The following is a 15415-nucleotide window of genomic DNA, read 5'->3' on the forward strand; positions in this document are numbered from 1 at the left end:
TCTATCCTATTAGATTATTTTTATTTCTAAAAGCTTGTGGACAAGAACCATTATATTTTTTAAAATATCTTGAGAAATGACCCACTTCTTGGAAACCAAGCTTTTCTGACACCTCTTTAATAGTCAAATCACTACTATGAATAAGTTCTCTTTTTGCTTCTACAATAACTCTCTCAATAATCAAAGAGGACAATGTTTTATCCAAGTCTTTTTTTGTTAATTCATTTAATCTTTTTGTAGTGAGTTCTAATTTATCCGCATAGAACTTTGCTGATTTTTCTTCTACAAAATTTGCTTCAATGAGAGAATTTAATTTATAAATTCTTTGATCTTTTGATATTGATTTATTATTCTTTACTTTATTTCTATTTATATAAAACAAAAATAAATTAAATATCCTAGATGTTAATTCCTTTGTATTATTTAATTCATATTCCATCATTTTAATCAAACAATTTAATTGATTTGTTGTTTCTTCATCAACTTCAATTAAGCAAGTATGGATATCAAATAATTTTGTTAATATCTTTTTATGGAAAAGAAAGTTTTCAGAAAACCAAAGAATATATCCATCATATTGACTATCAAATTCATCTAGTATCCATTCATGAACCTGATGGGGTCTTATTAAATAGATTGAGTTTTCTTTCATTTCATAAGTCTCAAAATCTATTTTATGTATCCCTGTTCCTTTTGTTATATAAATAATTTCATAGAATTCATGACGATGGGCTTTGAAGAACTCTTTTTTATGTTCTTTCCCAATATTTATCATTTTAAATGAATCATATGAATCAAAAGTTAAGTGTTCCATCTCATTTAAACCAATTTAATTCTTCTCTTAAATTCACAACATTACCAACAACTATTAACGCAGGAGTTGGTAAACCTTTTGCCTTTTCCACAATATTTTCTAGAGTTCCTACCACAACAATTTGTTCACTTGTTGTCCCTTTACTAATTACTGCAATAGGTAAAGTCACTTCTTTTCCTATTTTTATTAGATTTTTGGCAATTTTTCTGATATTATGTAAGCCCATTAAAAAAACTAAAGTCTCATCTGTTTTAAAAGATTCCCAATTAATCTGAGATTTACATTTTTTACATTCATGACCTGTAATAACTCTAAAAGAGCTTGTAATACCTCTTTGCGTAATTGGTATCCCTGCATATGCAGGAACTGCAACAGAAGAACTGATCCCTGGAATAATATCAAATTCAATTCCTCTGTTTTTTAAATAAAGGGCTTCTTCTCCACCACGACCAAAGACAAAAGGATCTCCACCTTTTAACCTAACGATATTGTCATATTTATTAGTTAGTGTATAAAGTATCTTATTTATTTCATCCTGTTTTACAGGGTGATGTCCATCTGTTTTACCAACATCAATAAATTTACAGCATTTAGGTGCAAGTTCAAGTATTTTAGAGTTTGCAAGTCTGTCAAATACAATTACTTCTGCTTCTTTTATTAATTTATGAGCCTTTATTGTTAAAAGTTCTATATCTCCTGGCCCAGCCCCTATTAAATGTACTTTTTTCATACTATTTTTCCTTTATTTCATATAGAAAAATCCCTGATGGTTTTTCTATATTCTCTATTTGATTAACTACATTCCAACTTTTTGAATCTACAACTGCTACATAATTTGTATCATTTACAGATATATATAGATTTGGTGTCTGTTTTGACCATCTAAGATGTAAAACTTTTCCCTTAAACTCAAATCTTTTTATAACTTTTAATTCTTGAGTATCAATTATTTGAACTACTGGAAACTTATCACCACTATGTGTTACAGCTAAATATCTTTGATTTGGGCTTAAACTTGTAAAAACAGGCAAACCTTCTATTTCTATATTTTTTACAAAATTAAAATCTAAGTCATATACAAGAACTTTATTGTCTCCTACAGCTGGTACAAAAACTTTACTATTTGAAATAGACCATAAGCCAAAATGAGGTACTTTTAATACTAATTTCCTATCAGCTAAATATATTTGTACTTTTTTATAAGTCATTGTGTCTAAATCAATAGTTCCAAAGAAACTTGATTTAAAAAAACCTACTATATATTTATTATCTTTTATCATGGCATCAAAAGGCATAATTCCAATATTTTTAAAATTCTTTACTAATCTAAAATCTGGTAATTTTTCTCCCTTCGTTATATCCTCATATACAGATAAGGTATCACTATCCATTTGTGCAAAAACTAAATAATTTTTATAAATTTTAATGCCCACATTTCTTGAACCTGTTTGTATTTTTTTTATTAAGTTTAAATCTTTATCTAAAATATCAACACTAGTATCATCATAATTTGCAACGGCTACATATTTTTTGCCAATTGTAAAACCAATTGCACTATTACTTGTTTTATATCTTGCTTCTATTTTTTCAGTATTATTATCAAATTTTATAATATATCCATCACGGCTTATAATAAAACCTTTATCACCATCAAATTTAATTAAACTATGGTTTGTGTTCCCCATATCATTCATCCTAGATACTTTCTTTTCATTCTTTATAACTGCAACTGAGTTTGTTTCTCTTTCAATAATAAAAAGCTTCTCCTCTGATAGAAGAGTATTTACTAACAAAAGAGTAAGTAATATAAATATTTTTTTCATTTTTATGCCTTTATTTCTTCATTTGTTAAATAACATGATGGATCTTCTGCCCATAAATCATTATGAATCACATAAGCTCTACTTCGACTTCCACCATTACAAATTGATATATATTTACAATTTTCACATTTACCTGATATTTTTCTTGGAATCTCTCGAAGCTTATTAACTATCTCATCATCTGTATTACTCCAAATATTTTCAAATGGTTGTTTTAAATAATTACCGATAACTTTTGGGAAAAAAGGGTCAGGTTTAACATCTCCTTTCCAATCCATATTTCCTATTCTAATACCTGAATTATTACCACCCCAAAGTTTTAACCTTCTCATTAAATCATCAACTTTTCTTGGATAATTTTTTTCAAATCTTTTTAATAATAATATAGAATCCATTTCCATATTTCCAGTTACAAGGTCTATACCTTTTTTTGAGTTATAGTAGTCAAAAGCTTTATCAATTATGTACTCAACACACTCACGTCTTTCCTCTTTTGTCAAGTCAATCTTTAAATTATCCTCTCCACGTCCTGAATAAACAAGATGAGAAATATAAAACTTATTTACATTTAAATTCTCCACAAGCTCAAATATTGAGTAAAAATCATCTTTTGTCTCTTTTGTAAGAGTAAATCTAACTCCTGCATTTCCACCATTCTTTTGGATTAATTTAATTGCTTTTATTGCTTTTTTATATGAACCTTTTTGTCCTCTAAAATAATCATGTACTTCTTCTTTACCATCAATACTTATTCCTATGTAGTTAAATGTAGTGATGATTTTTTCTACATTCTTCTCATTTATGTACATTCCATTTGTAGATAGATATGTCATGATCTTATGCTTCTTCATCTCTTGGGCAATATCATAAATATCACTTCTAATTAAGGGTTCTCCACCACTAAAAATAACAAATCTAATACCTGATTCTATAAGTTGTGGTATTGTTTTTCTTATTTCATCAAAACTTAATAAATCCATATTATTTGGATCTGCCTTACTATAACAATGATGGCAAAATAGATTACACCTATTTGTAAAATTCCATATCATAATCGAACCACTATGTCCTCTACTTGGAATATCTTCTAAGGTTGATTTTATTAGTTCAGATAATCTAAACATTACTTATCCTCCTTAAAAGAAATAATATAATCTGCTATTACATCTAACTCTTTTGCTGATAGATGATTTGCAAATGATGGCATCACACTTCTTTTATAGCCTTGCTCTTTATATAATGAAAGGGGACTTGCTATATATCCCATAATTTCTCCTTTCTCTCTTTTATTTGCTATTTCTTTAAAAGAAGGTCCAAATGCAATTGAGGTTTGATGATGACAACCCCAACAATAGGTTTTAAAAACTTTTTCAGCAGACTCTTTTAACTGCGAATCCAAATTAGTTTGTGCAAATAAACTACTTGTACTTAGTAGTGCAAAAACAATTTGTTTTACTGTTTTATTATTTATCAAATTCATACATCTATCCTACAAGAGGTATAGGATATTTTCAATAGCAGATTCATACAATGAGTTGTATAATTTGAACATTTTAGTTTTTTTAGTAATAAAAATATACTAATTTAATATTTTAAGATTTATTTAATAAGTAGAATAATTTTTCCTATTTTTTCTAATACTATGAAGTTTCCTTTATTAATTTATATTGTGTTTCTAACTACATTTATTTATATCTTGATAAGTCTATTATTTTTAAAATCCGTAGAATTAAAACTTTCATTAAAAGAAATATATAAACTAAAATGTTAAAATAATATATGGAAAAAGAATCAAATAAGACTATATTTAATAAGTCATTTAATATAAAAAAAATTAATAATCTTGATTTTAATTTGCATCAACACTCTTTATATGAGCTTGTTTGTATATCAAAAGGAGAATTAAAATTAACTATTGATTTTCAAGTATATAATTTAAAACCAAATACTATATATATAATAAAACCCGGACAAGTACATCAGTGGATTCAAGATGGATTTCCAGATGATTGTAAAGGAATCATCTTTCACTTCTCAAAAGATTTTCTACCTTCTTATAATATGGTAAATCAACTTTATGAAGAGAGTTCTTTTCCAATTATTGAATTACCCAAACACACCTTTGATAATATTAGTTTACTAATATTAATGCTAGAAGAAGAACAAAACAATTCTTTAAATGCATATTTATTTGGTTCAATTTTAGAATATGTCTTAAAATTTAAAAAATCTTCTGAAAATCTTTACTATAAAGATGAACGAATATATCTGCTGTTAGACTTAATTGAAAAAAATTTTATAAATGAAAAATCAGCAGCTTTTTATGCAAGAGAACTAGATTTGACTACAAAAAGATTAAATGAGTTAACAAAAAAATACCTAAATAAAACTGTTTCTTCATTAATTTTTGAAAGAAATATTATTGAAATAAAAAGAGAGCTAACTTATAGTAATTTAACTATTGCAAAAATTTCAGATAAATTAGGATTTAACACAAGTTCACACTTTTCAAAATTCTTCAAACAAAATACTTCATATTCTCCATTAGAATTTAGGGAACAAAAAAAACTGATGTACAAATAATATATATTTATGTTTATTTTATACCTTCCATTTAGTTATCAACTACAATATACTATCTATATAAAATTAGATTAAAGGTTATGAATGAAAATTGTATTAAGTATAGCAGGTAGTGATTGTAGTGGTGGAGCAGGATTACAAGCTGATTTAAAAACATTTGAAGCATTTAATGTTTTTGGATGTACAGTATTAACAGTACTTACTGCTGGAAATACAACTGGAGTTAGAAGTATAAAAGAGATTAAGCCATCTTTTGTAAAAGAACAACTTGAAATGATATTCAAAGATTTTGACATAAGTGCAATAAAAATAGGAATGCTTTATTCAAATGAAATAATTAATCTAATTAGAGAGTTCATAAAAGATTTACAAATTCCTATAGTTTTAGATCCTGTATGTATATCAAAAAACGGTTCTGTATTATTAAATGAAAATGCACTTTTAAATTTGAAAACACTTTTTGACTATGTAACTATTATAACTCCAAATCAGTTTGAAGCAAAAGCACTTTTAAACTATCAAATTAATTGTAAGAAATCAATAGAGGAAATAGAAAATTTAAAATGTTCTACATTGATAAAAAATTATATTGAAAAAGAAAAAAGTGTTGATATCTTATATATAAACAAGAGAGTTAAAAAATATAAGACACTCTATATTAAATCAAAAAATACACATGGTACAGGATGTAGTTTTTCAAGTGCAATAACAGCAAATTTAGCCCTTGGAAAAAGTTTAGAAGAATCAATTATCATATCTAATAAATTTATCTATGAAGCAATTAAAAATGCACCAAACCTTGGTAAGGGTATAGGTCCTATTTCACATAAAAATGGTGCATTATATCTCTCATATAATAAATAGAAATTATTTTTATATTTTTTATATTATAATTTATTAATAATAATTTTGTCTCTTTAAGTATTAAATTAATTATTTTAATTTATTTTCCATAAACCACATAAAAGCAAACATTAATCCAGGTGTTTTTGCTTTTGTTTCATCATACATAAACTCTTTATACTCTTCAATGGGTAAATACATAAGTTCTATTTGTTCATCATGAATTCCACCACCCTCATGAATTTTCATACTATCATCTATTTTTGCATAATAAAGATATTGACAACCTCCACTAACTCCAACATTAGTATAAAATGAGGTAATCTTTTCAATCTCTTTTAAAGGTACATCAAAGCCACACTCTTCATCTATTTCTTCTTTCGCTATTTGAACTAAAGAGGCATCTTTATCTACTAATCCTGCACACAATTCATAAGTAAATTTTTTACTATTATCATTTAAATAAACTGCTGGTCTAAACTGCTTTACCAATAAAAAAGATTTCTTCTCTTCATGATAAATTAGAATTGATACCGAGTCAAAATTTCTTACTGCTTCCCAAGTTTTATCTTTACCATTTTGTTTATATTCTATCTTAACTGGATGTACATATTTTGGTTCAATTAAGGGTTTTATTTTAAACTCTTCTATTTTATTATTCATTTTTAACCTTTATACCTAATTTTATATAGTTTTAAATAAAATGCTAGTAAATTAAATTATCTAGATTTTTATTATAAAAGGTTATAAATGCAATTAAAATATACAGGACCTAAAGAGATTATTTCTCCCCATGGTATTGATTTTAAAGATGGGAAAGAAGATAAGTATGTATATATATCTTATGCCATGCAAATTTTCTATGCTATTCATCATGATTATGAAAGAAATAGAATCTATACTCATACAGTGGAAAAAGACCTTTTAAAAGATGAACTTATATTAAATAAAATAATAAATCTAAAACCTGATTTTAAAAGAGTTTGTAAAGAGCAAATTGAACTTTTAGAGCAAGAATTAGACAAAGAAATTGAAGAAGTAAAAGAACATACAGAATTAGTTCCTGAAGAGCAAACAGCTTATAAAAACAATCTAATTATTATGAAAAACTATAGACTTCAAAGACAAACTAATAAAATAATATACCACCATTTAATTGAGATTATAGTAGATGATATTTTTGAACATCAATTAAGACAAATAAGTACACCTTTTAATGAAAAGTTCTGGCATGTCTTACAAACAATCCAAGGAGAGTTGTCTTGTCATAATAAAAGGTCAATAGGCTCTACACTTGCAGTAAGTGACTCAGAACCTATTATAATTACACTAAAAATTAATCCTATAGGCAAATAACAGAATTAAAGTCTATTGAAAAGGTTGAACCTTGATTTACTTTTGATTCAAGGTTTAACTTTAAATTATAAGATTTACATACTCTATTTACAATATCTAAACCAATACCAAAACCACCTTCAATATTTTTTCCTCTTTTAAATCTCTTGAAAATCTCTTTTTGGTCTTCTTCACTTACACCTATTCCAAAATCTTCAACCCTTAATATTCCATCAATAAGAGTAACTTTTATAGTTGAATTAAAACCACTATATTTTATTGCATTTGAAATCAAATTATTTACTAATTTTTGTGCCTTTGTTCTATCCATAAAAACTTTTAAATCTCGAACATCAGATTTGATTTTAATATTTTTAGTAACAGAAATATCATTAAAAAAGTCTACACTATCTTCTACTAATTGAGCTAAATTAAATTTCTCTTCTAGACTCTCATTTATATCATTAAAAGCAGAGAAGTGAATATCATTATAAATCTGAGAAATTTGCTTTGAACTACTTAAAATATACTTCATCATCTTTTCTGGGTTTTTCCCATTTTTTAACATTGAAACAGAAGTCATTAAGACAGAAACTGGTGTATTTAATTCATGGGCAGAGTCTTTTATAAAGTTATCCATTGAAACAACTTTTTCCCGTACTGGTTTTAGTAAAAGTTTTGCTAAGAAAAATGCAACAAAACCAATAAAAATAGAACTTAAGAAAAAGATAATTGTAAGATAAACCTTTAATCTATTAATACTCTCTACACCTTGACAAGTCTCAATAACAATATATTTTATAGGAATATTATCTTCTTCAAGTTTTTGTATAAAGAAGTGTTGTTCTGCTTTTTCATAAAATCTTCTTGTAAAATCAACTGCATCTTCTCTATCTAAATTTGAAAATAAATAGTTTTTATCTTTATCATAAAGAGCATATCTAATATCTTTATTATCAAAAGCTACGGGAATATATTTTTCATTATTCATATAGGCATTTAAAATATCAGTTTTTACCTTCATTGAAGCATTGATTAACTCCATACTACAACTCTTTTGTAAAGACTTATATTGCTCTTTATAATAAAAATAAAACAACACTCCTAAAAGAAGCATTGCAGAACTTATATATATTGATAAAAAACTAAGTAATGCGTTTCTTTCACTTTTATTCAAATTTATACCCTATTCCCCTAATTGTTTGTATCTTATCTTTACCCAAAGCTTCTCTTAAATTCTTTATATAAACCCTTATTGTAGCATCAGTTGGCATCTCTTCATATGCCCAAATATTCTGTAATAACTCTTCACTAGAAATCACTCTATTTTTATGTTTACAAAAATAACTAAGAATATCTCTCTCTTTTTGAGCTAAGTGTTTAATTGTACCTTTGTAATGTAACTGGCAAAGTTCAGGTAAAAAAGTCATCTCTTCTGAGATTTTTATCTCACTATTATTATCCAAGTTAAACTGTTTGCATAACTTTTTTATTCTTTGGTCTAACTCTTCTAAATCAAAAGGTTTTTTAATATAATCATCTACTCCACTCTCAAAAGACTCTTTTAGATGCTTCATATCTTGAAAAGCTGTTAAAATAATAACTGGTGTTTGATTTTTATAATCAGTTCGAATAGTTTTTAAAACATCAATACCTGAAAGTATTGGAGTATTTATATCTAAAAGTGCAAAATCAAAAACATCATCAACTAAATACTCTAAGGCTTCTTGACCATTTATGCATAAAGTTACATCAAAACCTTGGTCAACTAGATGTTCATTTAATAAATCATTTAGTGCGGGGTCATCTTCTAGAAGTAGAACTTTCAAGTATAATCCTTTTTTAAAACTAAAAAATTATACTGAAAGTTTGTTTACTAAGTGTAAAGACTAATCTACATAAGTATCTCTAATCTTTAAGAAGTCATCTAAATTATTGAAAAATAAATCCACTAAAGTAGGATCAAAATGTTTTCCTCTCTCTTCTTTAAAAAGCTCAAGAATTCTATCTAATTCCCAAGCTTTTTTATAACATCTATCACTACCTAAAGCATCAAAAACATCTGCTATTGCTGTTATTCTTCCAAAGATATGAATTTCATCACCTTTTAAACCTTGAGGATAACCTGCTCCATTCCATTTTTCATGGTGATGATAAGAGATAATTGCAGCTGCTTTTAAAATCTCTCTTTTTGAGTTTTTAAGAATATTATATCCAAGCTCACTATGCTCTTTCATAATCTCCCACTCTTCTTCATTTAATTTTCCAGGTTTATTTAAGACACTATCAGGAATACCTACTTTCCCAATATCATGCATTGGAGAAGCCATAAATAGTATCTCTATTTCTAAATCAGGTAATCCAGAAAGTTTACCTAAAAGTTTAGAATACTCAGCAACCCTTTTTACATGGTTTCCAGTCTCTTTAGACCTAGTTTCCCCTATTTCACCCATTCTATAAATAATTTCTCTTTGAGTATCTTCTAGCTCTTTATGTAGTTCAATAATTGAAGTGATATTATGACAAACAGAAATAAACTCTATAATTTCATTGTTTTGATTAAAAATAGGAGAGATAACAGCGTCTAAATGAAAAGTCTTACCTGTTTTTGACTTATTCATTAATTTTCCACTCCAAGGCTTTCCACTTTTAACAGTTTTCCACATCTGTCTTGATGTCTCTATTTTTGTTTTTTCATGCCTTATTTTTTTGAAAGTTTGACCTATAAGTTCCTCTTTTGTATATTCAATTAACTTACAAAATCTTTTATTTACATAGGTTATTCTTCCTTGTAAATCAAATCTTGAAACTATATTTATTTGATTAATTACATTTTCATACTGTTCTTGATTTTTTAGGGCATCATTTAAATTTGAGATTTTTTCAAAATTTTGTTTTTGTAAGAACTTTCTCGTCTTTTCTTGAGGAGTAATATCTTGTCTTATTGCAATATATTCAATAATTTTACCATTTACATCCAAAATAGGTTTAATGGTTGACCTTACATAATATGATTTACCTTGTTTAGAGAGATTTTTAACTACACCTTGCCATACTTGCTTTTTATTTGCAATTGTATCCCACATTTTTTTGAAAACTTCACTAGGAGTATCTGGATGTCTAATTATATTATGATGTTTCCCAATTAATTCCTCTTTTGAATAACCAGAAATATCTATAAATCGCTCATTTACATAAGTGATGATTCCATTTTTATCAGTTTTAGAAACAATAGAATCTGTATCAACAATATTTTTATATTGTTCTAAAAGGTTTGTTACATTAACTTTTTCATTTTTATTACAAATATTCTCAGCAAATTCAGTAACAATTTGAATTAAATCAGAGATATTTAAAGGTTTTAAAATAAATCTACTAATCCCTATTTCTATTGCTTGAATTAAAATATTACTATCATTATGCGCACTAATTACAATAATAGGTATTTCACTATTACTTTTTCTTACCTCTTTTGCAAAGTCTATACCATTCATATTTGGCATCGTTATATCTGTAATAATAATATCAATATTACTATTTTCATAAAATTCAATTGCTTCCTTCCCACAATTAGCAATATGAACTTCTTTTACTAAACTTTGTAAAATACCTGCTGTTTGTTTTTGAATTACAAGATCATCTTCTGCATATAAAATTGTAATCTCTTTTAAACACTTTAAATTTAAATCTTTCACTCTTCACCAAAATTTTTTCATTCATTGTAACAGATTTTTTTAAATATTATATATATTTTAGCTAGATAATTTTAGTTTTTTAAAAAGTTTTTTTATTGAAGAATAGCTTTAAAATAGCATTTGTAGAGATTATTTATAGTACTCTAAGAAGAGTACTACTTAAAGTTATCAAAAACTAAAGGAGATTTAAATTCAAGTGATTTTAAATGTCTCATAATTGTTTGTAAATCATCAATATTTTTTCCAGTAACTCTAATTTCATCACCTTGATTTACTGCTTTTACTTTTACTTTTAATTTTTTAATTTCAACTTGGATTTGTTTTGCTTCATCTGCTTTAATTGAATCAACAATAGAATAAACAAATCTTCTATTAGCTCCAGAGCTATCCTCTTTTTTTAACTCTTCTAAAGAGTTAATAGATAAACCTCTTTTGTTCATTTTTGCTATTAAAATATCATACATTGCATCAATTTTATTATCACTTGAACTTACTAAAGTTAAAGTTTTTGCACCTTGATTAAAATCTATTTCTTTTGTTACACCTTTAAAATCATATCTATTATCTATCTCTTTTTGAGCTTGTATAACTGCATTTTTCATCTCTTGCATATCAAGTTTAGCAGAGATATCGAAACTATGTTCTTTTGCCATATAAGAACTCCTATTATTAATTTAAATTTTATTATAGAAAAAATATTATGTAGAATTAATTAAGAACTATTATATAGTTAGATTACTCTAACTATATAATATGGTCTTCTTTTCTTGCTTTAGGTAAAATAAGATTTAAGAAAATACCAATAATTGCACCAAGCCCAATTCCTGAGAAAGGAACTCCTGCAAAGTTAAAAGTCATTCCTCCAATTGAGAAAACTAAAATCATTGATACAATAACTAAATTTCTTGGACAATTAAAATCAATATCAGCCCTAACTAAAGTAGAGATACCAATACTTGCAATAATTCCAAATAATAAAAGCATAATTCCACCCATAACTGGAACTGGAATTGTTGCTAATAAACCACCTAATTTACCAACAAAAGCTAATAAAATAGCACAAATTGCTGCCCAAGTCATAATTGCTGGATTATAAGCTTTTGTAACTGTTACAGCACCTGTTACTTCTGAATACGTTGTATTTGGTGGTCCACCAAAAAGTGAAGCAATTGATGTTGCTAAACCATCTCCTAATAGAGTGTTTTTAAGCCCTGGCTTTTTTAAATAATCTTTTTTTGTAACATTTGAAATAGCTAACATATCTCCAATATGCTCTATTGCTGGTGCAATTGCAATTGGTAAAATAAATAAAATAGCTTGCCAGTTAAACTCTGGTGCAGTAAAATTAGGCATAGCAAACCAAGTAGCTTTTTCAACTGCTGAAAAATCAATTACCCCATAAAATAATGCTGTAATATATCCTGCAATAATACCACCTAAAATAGGAACTAATTTAAAAATTCCTTTTCCTAATAGTGAGATAAATACCATTGTAAATAGTGCTACCATTGAAATAACAATAGCTTTATCAAAAGCAATTAACTCAATTGCACCATCTCCTGTTTTTCCCATAGCCATATTAACAGCAACAGGAGAAAGAATAAGACCAATAGACATAATAACTGGCCCTACAACAACAGGTGGTAATAATTTATGTAAAAATCCATCACCTTTTAATCTAATTAAAAAACTAAGGGCTACATATAAAAGACCTGCTGCTACAAGTCCTGACATAGTTGCTGCTATTCCCCAAGTCTTTACACCATGTGCAATTGGAGCAATAAAAGCGAACGAAGAAGCTAGAAAGATTGGAGGAATTGCACCTCTATTCACAAATTGAAAAACTAAAGTACCAATTCCTGCTGTAAATAATGCAACATTTGGGTCAAGTCCAGTTAAGATGGGAACTAAAACAAGTGCACCAAAAGCAACAAATAGAAATTGAATACCTAGAAGAGAGTCTTTAACTCTAAAGTTATAGTCAGTAGGTTTCATCAGTCCTCTTTAGTAAAAATTTAAACTAATTATAGTAGCTAAGTTTAGGTTAATTTTTAGTAAACTTATCTGCAATTTATAAGTAATTTTTAGCTATGATAAACCCCATAAAACTAAAATAATCAGGAATTATATTATGTATAAAGAAAGTACAAATGTGGTTGTTAAACATCTTGTAAATAGACTAAGAGATGTTAGAACTGCTTCAAATGAATTTAGACTTACTATAGAAGAAATCTCAAGAATTATTGCAGCTGAAGCTTTACAAGATTTTCAAACTATTACTACAAATATTGAAACATGGCAAGGTCCTTTAGATGTGGAGATGTTAGAAGTTCAAAAACTTGTTCTTGTTCCAATTTTAAGAGCTGGAGAACCAATGCTTACTGGTATTTTAAGAACTCTTCCATATGCAAAAAGTGGATTCTTAGCAATGAAAAGAGATGAAGAGACTGCTTTATCTAAACTATTTTATGAAAATATACCAAACTTAGAAGGTAAAACTGTTTTATTATTAGATCCAATGATTGCTACAGGTGGTTCTTTAATTGATGGTATTGATTATTTAAAAGAAAAAGGTGCTCAAAGAATTGTTTCTTTAAATATTTTAGGTGCACCTGAAGGTATTGAAGCTGTTCAAAAAGCTCATCCTGATGTAGATATATATATTGCACAAATTGACGAAAGACTAGATGATAATAAATATATTAGACCAGGTCTTGGAGATGCAGGAGATAGAGCATTTAATACTAACGCTTAGTATTTATACTCTAAAGGGTTTGGATATTTATATTTAAACCCTACTTTCTCTATTTTACTTCCATCTATTAATCTCTCAAGATATCTCTTTTTTTCACTAAAAATTGGTTTATCAAAACCGAACTCTTCTGCATTTTTAAAATAAAGATCTTTTCTTGTTGGATGTTCATGGCTACAAAGATTAAAAATTCCTTCTAAATCTTTTTCTATTACAAAATGAGTTGCTAATATAACATCATCCAAATGAACATAGTTTACTTTTACATCTTCACAATCAAGCTCTTTACCAGCAAAATATCTTCCAGATATTCTTTTTGCACCCATAAGACCAGCACATCTAAAAATAATATCTGTTTTATCCTCTATCAATTTTTCAATCTCATAAATTTTTTGTGATTTAGGATTTGTAAAAACTTCATCTTCTGTAAATGTTTTTTCCTCATCTGGATAAATAGAAGTAGAACTTACAAAAATAATTTTTTTAATCTTTGTTAATTTTTCATGGGAATAAATTTTTTCTAAAAAACTTTTAAAATCTTTAAATTTTGAAGGTGGGAAATTGATAAAAAGATAGTCTGTTTCAAGAAGTTCATCTAAAAAATCTAACTTCTCTTCATTTAATAAATAAGGGATAAATCCCTCATTTATATACTCTTGTTTTTTTGTTTCATCTCTCATAGAGACTTTTACATTAAACTCTTTTTGGAAGGATTTAGCAAGGGGAAAACCTAGCCAACCTGTACCTAATATTGAAACTGTTTTTTTCATTACTCTTTTTTCTTTAATTCTTTAATCTCTTCTTTTAAAGTTCTCATCTCTTCTAAAAGAATATCTAATTTTTTGCTATCTTCGTGAACTTCATCATGGAAGTCTGCTTCTTGAATTTTTTGCATCTCTCCAATAATAACTGCAACAAACAAATTGAAAAATACAAAAGCTGCAATAATTACAAAAGATACAAAATATATCCAAGCCATTGGATAAACTTCCATTGCTTCATACATTACATCCGTCCAGTCTTCAAAAGTAAGAACCCTAAATAGTGTAAGCATTGAAACTAAGAAATCTTTCCATAATCCAGATGGTAAATCTTGGAAATAGAAGTTTCCTATAATTGCATAAATATAGAAAATAATAAACATTAAAATCACAATATCAATTATTGAAGGAATAGCTTTAATTAGCATATCAATAATTGCTTTTAATTCTGGTCTTGCAGTAAATAATCTTAATACTCTAAATACTCTTAGCATCCTTGCAATTGCTGCAAATCCTGATTGTTCTAAAGGTAATAAAGTTATTACAACAATAGTGAAATCAAAAACATTCCAACCTGATTTAAAGAAGTTTATAAACTTCTTTTCTGCTGCCATCTTAATAGCTATTTCAAAAATGAAATATATAGTTACAAAAGCATCTGCAAACTGTAAAAATATTGCATAATTTGCTTCTACTTCATCAATTGTTTTAAATCCTAAAACTGAAGCATAAGCTAAAATAATAAAAGTTGTTAGATTAGAGAACCACTTAGCGTCTCTAATTTTTTCAATCTTTTCAATTACACTCAT

General features: G+C 26.9%; 17 protein-coding genes. 4 read left to right on the forward strand and 13 right to left on the reverse strand.

The features are described from left to right. Window position 1 precedes the first annotated feature (1 nt). Genes ABIV_RS08605 through ABIV_RS08625 form a run of 5 tightly spaced genes read right to left on the reverse strand, consistent with a single transcriptional unit; the run spans window position 2 to window position 4117 of the window. Window positions 2-814, reverse strand: coding sequence for an AraC family transcriptional regulator (locus tag ABIV_RS08605; protein WP_114839492.1), 813 nt, complete (start codon window positions 812-814; stop codon window positions 2-4). A gap of 1 nt (window position 815) precedes the next feature. Further along, window positions 816-1544: a uroporphyrinogen-III C-methyltransferase gene (cobA, locus tag ABIV_RS08610; protein WP_114839493.1), complete on the reverse strand. Its 729-nt coding sequence runs from the start codon at window positions 1542-1544 to the stop codon at window positions 816-818. Between the two features lies 1 nt (window position 1545). Beyond that, window positions 1546-2637 carry a cytochrome D1 domain-containing protein gene (locus ABIV_RS08615; RefSeq protein WP_114839494.1) on the reverse strand — a complete coding sequence of 364 codons (1092 nt, stop codon included), beginning with the start codon at window positions 2635-2637 and terminating at the stop codon, window positions 1546-1548. A 2-nt stretch (window positions 2638-2639) separates the two neighbouring features. Further along, window positions 2640-3761: a radical SAM/SPASM domain-containing protein gene (locus tag ABIV_RS08620; RefSeq protein ID WP_114839495.1), complete on the reverse strand. Its 1122-nt coding sequence runs from the start codon at window positions 3759-3761 to the stop codon at window positions 2640-2642. Continuing rightward, window positions 3761-4117, reverse strand: a complete 357-nt coding sequence (locus ABIV_RS08625) for a c-type cytochrome (RefSeq protein WP_114839496.1) — start codon at window positions 4115-4117, stop codon at window positions 3761-3763. Before ABIV_RS08625 ends, ABIV_RS08620 begins: the two co-directional genes overlap by 1 nt. A 299-nt stretch (window positions 4118-4416) precedes the next feature. On the opposite strand from ABIV_RS08625, the gene ABIV_RS08630 reads away from it, so the two are divergent. Together ABIV_RS08630 and thiD are read left to right on the forward strand one after the other, a co-directional pair. Then, window positions 4417-5220, forward strand: a complete 804-nt coding sequence (locus ABIV_RS08630) for an AraC family transcriptional regulator (RefSeq protein WP_114839497.1) — start codon at window positions 4417-4419, stop codon at window positions 5218-5220. An 84-nt stretch (window positions 5221-5304) separates the two neighbouring features. Then, window positions 5305-6084 carry a bifunctional hydroxymethylpyrimidine kinase/phosphomethylpyrimidine kinase gene (gene thiD, locus ABIV_RS08635; protein WP_114839498.1) on the forward strand — a complete coding sequence of 260 codons (780 nt, stop codon included), beginning with the start codon at window positions 5305-5307 and terminating at the stop codon, window positions 6082-6084. Window positions 6085-6153: 69 nt separating this feature from the next. On the opposite strand, the gene ABIV_RS08640 is transcribed toward thiD, so the two are convergent. Beyond that, entirely contained in the window at window positions 6154-6726 is a 573-nt protein-coding gene (locus tag ABIV_RS08640; RefSeq protein WP_114839499.1) for an NUDIX domain-containing protein, read from the reverse strand. An 87-nt stretch (window positions 6727-6813) separates the two neighbouring features. Here ABIV_RS08640 and ABIV_RS08645 point away from each other — a divergent pair, with 87 nt between their 5' ends. Further along, window positions 6814-7419: a hypothetical protein gene (locus ABIV_RS08645; protein ID WP_114839500.1), complete on the forward strand. Its 606-nt coding sequence runs from the start codon at window positions 6814-6816 to the stop codon at window positions 7417-7419. On the opposite strand, the gene ABIV_RS08650 is transcribed toward ABIV_RS08645, so the two are convergent. From ABIV_RS08650 to ABIV_RS08670, 5 genes are all read right to left on the reverse strand, one after another. Further along, window positions 7406-8575, reverse strand: a complete 1170-nt coding sequence (locus ABIV_RS08650; protein ID WP_114839501.1) for a sensor histidine kinase — start codon at window positions 8573-8575, stop codon at window positions 7406-7408. The two genes, ABIV_RS08645 and ABIV_RS08650, sit on opposite strands and share 14 nt — an antisense overlap. After that, window positions 8568-9227, reverse strand: a complete 660-nt coding sequence (locus ABIV_RS08655; RefSeq protein WP_114839502.1) for a response regulator transcription factor — start codon at window positions 9225-9227, stop codon at window positions 8568-8570. The genes ABIV_RS08650 and ABIV_RS08655 overlap by 8 nt, the downstream gene beginning before the upstream one ends. Window positions 9228-9287: 60 nt before the next feature. Then, window positions 9288-11093 carry a response regulator gene (locus ABIV_RS08660; RefSeq protein WP_114839503.1) on the reverse strand — a complete coding sequence of 602 codons (1806 nt, stop codon included), beginning with the start codon at window positions 11091-11093 and terminating at the stop codon, window positions 9288-9290. Between the two features lie 155 nt (window positions 11094-11248). After that, entirely contained in the window at window positions 11249-11746 is a 498-nt protein-coding gene (locus tag ABIV_RS08665) for a YajQ family cyclic di-GMP-binding protein (protein WP_114839504.1), read from the reverse strand. A 91-nt stretch (window positions 11747-11837) separates the two neighbouring features. Then, entirely contained in the window at window positions 11838-13088 is a 1251-nt protein-coding gene (locus tag ABIV_RS08670) for a uracil-xanthine permease family protein (RefSeq protein ID WP_114839505.1), read from the reverse strand. Between the two features lie 136 nt (window positions 13089-13224). On the opposite strand from ABIV_RS08670, the gene upp reads away from it, so the two are divergent. After that, window positions 13225-13848 (forward strand): uracil phosphoribosyltransferase, encoded by a 624-nt coding sequence (upp, locus tag ABIV_RS08675; RefSeq protein WP_114839506.1) that lies wholly within the window; start codon window positions 13225-13227, stop codon window positions 13846-13848. Here the strand turns inward: upp and ABIV_RS08680 are convergent. Further along, on the reverse strand, window positions 13845-14615 hold the full coding sequence (locus ABIV_RS08680; protein WP_114839507.1) for a Rossmann-fold NAD(P)-binding domain-containing protein: 771 nt from the start codon (window positions 14613-14615) through the stop codon (window positions 13845-13847). The two genes, upp and ABIV_RS08680, sit on opposite strands and share 4 nt — an antisense overlap. Further along, a complete protein-coding gene (locus ABIV_RS08685; protein WP_114839508.1) occupies window positions 14615-15415 on the reverse strand; it encodes an ion transporter in 801 nt (266 codons plus the stop codon). Before ABIV_RS08685 ends, ABIV_RS08680 begins: the two co-directional genes overlap by 1 nt.

This window comes from Halarcobacter bivalviorum, from assembly GCF_003346815.1.
In the GTDB taxonomy this organism is placed as follows: domain Bacteria; phylum Campylobacterota; class Campylobacteria; order Campylobacterales; family Arcobacteraceae; genus Halarcobacter; species Halarcobacter bivalviorum.

Bases quoted from the DNA above. Each gene is read 5' to 3' on its own strand.
- ABIV_RS08605 (WP_114839492.1), bottom strand. From the start codon at position 814: ATGGAACACTTAACTTTTGATTCATATGATTCATTTAAAATGATAAAT.
- cobA (WP_114839493.1), bottom strand. From the start codon at position 1,544: ATGAAAAAAGTACATTTAATAGGGGCTGGGCCAGGAGATATAGAACTT.
- ABIV_RS08615 (WP_114839494.1), bottom strand. From the start codon at position 2,637: ATGAAAAAAATATTTATATTACTTACTCTTTTGTTAGTAAATACTCTT.
- ABIV_RS08620 (WP_114839495.1), bottom strand. From the start codon at position 3,761: ATGTTTAGATTATCTGAACTAATAAAATCAACCTTAGAAGATATTCCA.
- ABIV_RS08625 (WP_114839496.1), bottom strand. From the start codon at position 4,117: ATGAATTTGATAAATAATAAAACAGTAAAACAAATTGTTTTTGCACTA.
- ABIV_RS08630 (WP_114839497.1), top strand. From the start codon at position 4,417: ATGGAAAAAGAATCAAATAAGACTATATTTAATAAGTCATTTAATATA.
- thiD (WP_114839498.1), top strand. From the start codon at position 5,305: ATGAAAATTGTATTAAGTATAGCAGGTAGTGATTGTAGTGGTGGAGCA.
- ABIV_RS08640 (WP_114839499.1), bottom strand. From the start codon at position 6,726: ATGAATAATAAAATAGAAGAGTTTAAAATAAAACCCTTAATTGAACCA.
- ABIV_RS08645 (WP_114839500.1), top strand. From the start codon at position 6,814: ATGCAATTAAAATATACAGGACCTAAAGAGATTATTTCTCCCCATGGT.
- ABIV_RS08665 (WP_114839504.1), bottom strand. From the start codon at position 11,746: ATGGCAAAAGAACATAGTTTCGATATCTCTGCTAAACTTGATATGCAA.
- ABIV_RS08670 (WP_114839505.1), bottom strand. From the start codon at position 13,088: ATGAAACCTACTGACTATAACTTTAGAGTTAAAGACTCTCTTCTAGGT.
- upp (WP_114839506.1), top strand. From the start codon at position 13,225: ATGTATAAAGAAAGTACAAATGTGGTTGTTAAACATCTTGTAAATAGA.
- ABIV_RS08680 (WP_114839507.1), bottom strand. From the start codon at position 14,615: ATGAAAAAAACAGTTTCAATATTAGGTACAGGTTGGCTAGGTTTTCCC.
- ABIV_RS08685 (WP_114839508.1), bottom strand. From the start codon at position 15,415: ATGAGTGTAATTGAAAAGATTGAAAAAATTAGAGACGCTAAGTGGTTC.